This window comes from Pricia sp. (assembly GCF_041745955.1).
Classification (GTDB): domain Bacteria; phylum Bacteroidota; class Bacteroidia; order Flavobacteriales; family Flavobacteriaceae; genus Pricia.
In genome coordinates, this window is sequence record NZ_JBGTHY010000067.1 from 1 (window position 1) to 2408 (window position 2408).

Genomic DNA, 2408 nt, shown 5'->3' on the forward strand with positions numbered 1-2408 from the left:
TATCTCAAATTCAACCATTCTCTCGGGATTGTCCAAGGAAGGAAACTTCAGCTTCGTTTGATTAAAAAGGGGTGTGGTTATTTCAATTTTCGGGGATTCGCCGACACATCCCTGAACATCGAATAGGCCTATGGCCATCAAGACCCCTAGCGCTCCTAGCTGTCCCTGATCTTCATCCCCGTTATATCCACTATAGGGATCCGTGCCCCCAAAGGCTTCCTCTTTGACCCTATGTACCCAATATTGGGTTTTCCAGGGCATTCCCGCATGACTGAAAAGATGTGCCATGGCGCATGAGGGCTGGTTTTCATAATCTACCCAGCCATTGCCATGTTCGCCGTGGGGCATGATAAATCTATTTGGACTTGCTTTTATAAAATTCGAATCCAATTTTTGATTAAATTCTTCGCTACCTCCCATCTCCTCGATAAGCCCGTTTAAATTTTGAGGTACATAAAAAGAATAGGTTGCCGAACTTCCTTCGATAAACCCCGGTGTGTTAAAGCCAAATGCCACGGGAGAGAAATTTTGCATCCACTCCCCCGATCCATGTCGCGGTCTTGCCCAGCCTATATCCGAATTAAAGACATTTCTCCAATTTTCAGAACGTTTCTCAAAAAGTGTGGCATCGGCCTTTTTTTCCAATAACTTGGCCATTGTTGCAAGGCACCAATCCTGATACGCATATTCCAGGGTCATTGAAGTACCGCCCCTATGGTAGCCTTCGCCCCGTTCTGCAATTTCTACCGGGACATACCCTATGGAATCATAGAGATCGATACCCCCTCCCTTGGGATTCGGTCCGGCTTCGTATCCCGCACGATCTCTAATTCCGCCCGGAAAGGCATTCTTATAGGAGGCTTCGTAGGCCAGAAACGGATCAAAAGTGTTCCGCTTAGTAGACATTAAGGCCGCAAGAAGCGGGGTGCTATGGTCGCCGACCATGACGTAGGAGTAGTTACCGCCCCAAGAACTTCTGGACATCATACCCGCATTTTTATAATATTCCAAAAAGGTATTGGCCATCCAGTTTCCGTATTCGGGATAAAGCAGGCTCCACAGGATATTCAAGTTCCATTGACTTCCCCAGAGTCCATCACCGTCCAAAAATTGTGTTTTGGGTCTGCCTGCATCGTCTAGAGGAAGCTGACGGATAACGGGTTGCGGGCCTGTCCAATCGGCATACGATCCATCCACATCGTTCGCGATTCGTTTTGATGCGGTATGCATCAAATCAGTATAGAGCTTGACGCGCTGCTCTTCGGTTCCTCCTTCCACCTGTATTCTTCCCAAATAATCGTTCCAAGTCTCTGTGGCATCGTCAACGACTTTTTCAAAATCCCAATGATCAAGCTCGGTATTCATGTTTAATCGGGCATTTTGTGCACTTACATACGAAATCCCTATTTTCATCAATAGTTTTTGATTTTCTTCGAGGTCGTCAAACGATACATAGACGCCACTGTCTTCTCCTTCCACGATGTTCGCGTTCGGTTTTACCATCTTAGGGGTATCGCTGCCATTGACTTTTGACCATCCGGCAAAACTATCGAACCGTTTGTTGAACTTTGCCACAAAATGAACCAAGAACGGTTTCTTTCGGCGCATGGTAGGTGTCATTACCGAATAGCCCTCAATTTCCGAATCGTTTACCCTTTTGGCATACGCGTACGACATATCGGTAGGGCCAACGGCGGCACCGATATCGAAGAGTATATGCGCCTCTTCAGTTTTGGGGAAAGTATAGCGATGAAGGGCCGTTCGAGTCGTAGCAGTAAGTTCGGCCGTAATTCCGTAATCGTCAAGGAACACTTTATGATAACCGGGCCTCGCGACTTCCTTTTCGTGCTCGAAGCGGGATTTGTTCGCTTCAAAACCCTCATTGCCGCGACAAACACCTGTAACGGGCATAACCGGGATTCCCGCGGTCTGAGTGTTGTGGATGTGGGAAAAGTTTAGAATATGTTTATCATCATAACGGTAACCTGCATTCCATAATTCGCCGTGTTTGGTATCGGGGGATGGAGTAATCATCCCAAAGGGCAGTGATGCCGAAATAAAATAATCGAACCTAGGGACGCGGGTATCAATAAAAACATCGACCAGATCAACCGGCATGGGGACCTTTTTGATTGATTGGCCATTCATACTGACCGTTTTGGCCACTAACACTAGTAATAGAACAATCGTTCGGATCTTCATGAAATATAACTCCTTTATCTTGTTTATATCTTTTATCGATAATTTTACGATTTTCAAACCGCTTTAATCCTTCGTCACCTTACTATCCCACCAAGTTTCGTTCGGTTCAAAATCTTCGGATAAAAATTCCACACGTTCCGCCTCCAGTCTGGGCATAAGGACGTCGATTCTTTCCTGATGTTGCTTTTTGGCCAAATCGGCGTCGA

At 46.2% G+C, this 2408-nt stretch carries 1 protein-coding gene; it reads right to left on the minus strand.

Going from position 1 to position 2408, the window contains the following annotated elements; all coding sequences use genetic code 11:
- Positions 1–2202 (minus strand): GH92 family glycosyl hydrolase (locus ACEW8S_RS02125; protein ID WP_373516537.1); only part of this gene is annotated, 2202 nt, incomplete at its 3' end.
- Positions 2203–2408 lie beyond the last annotated feature (206 nt).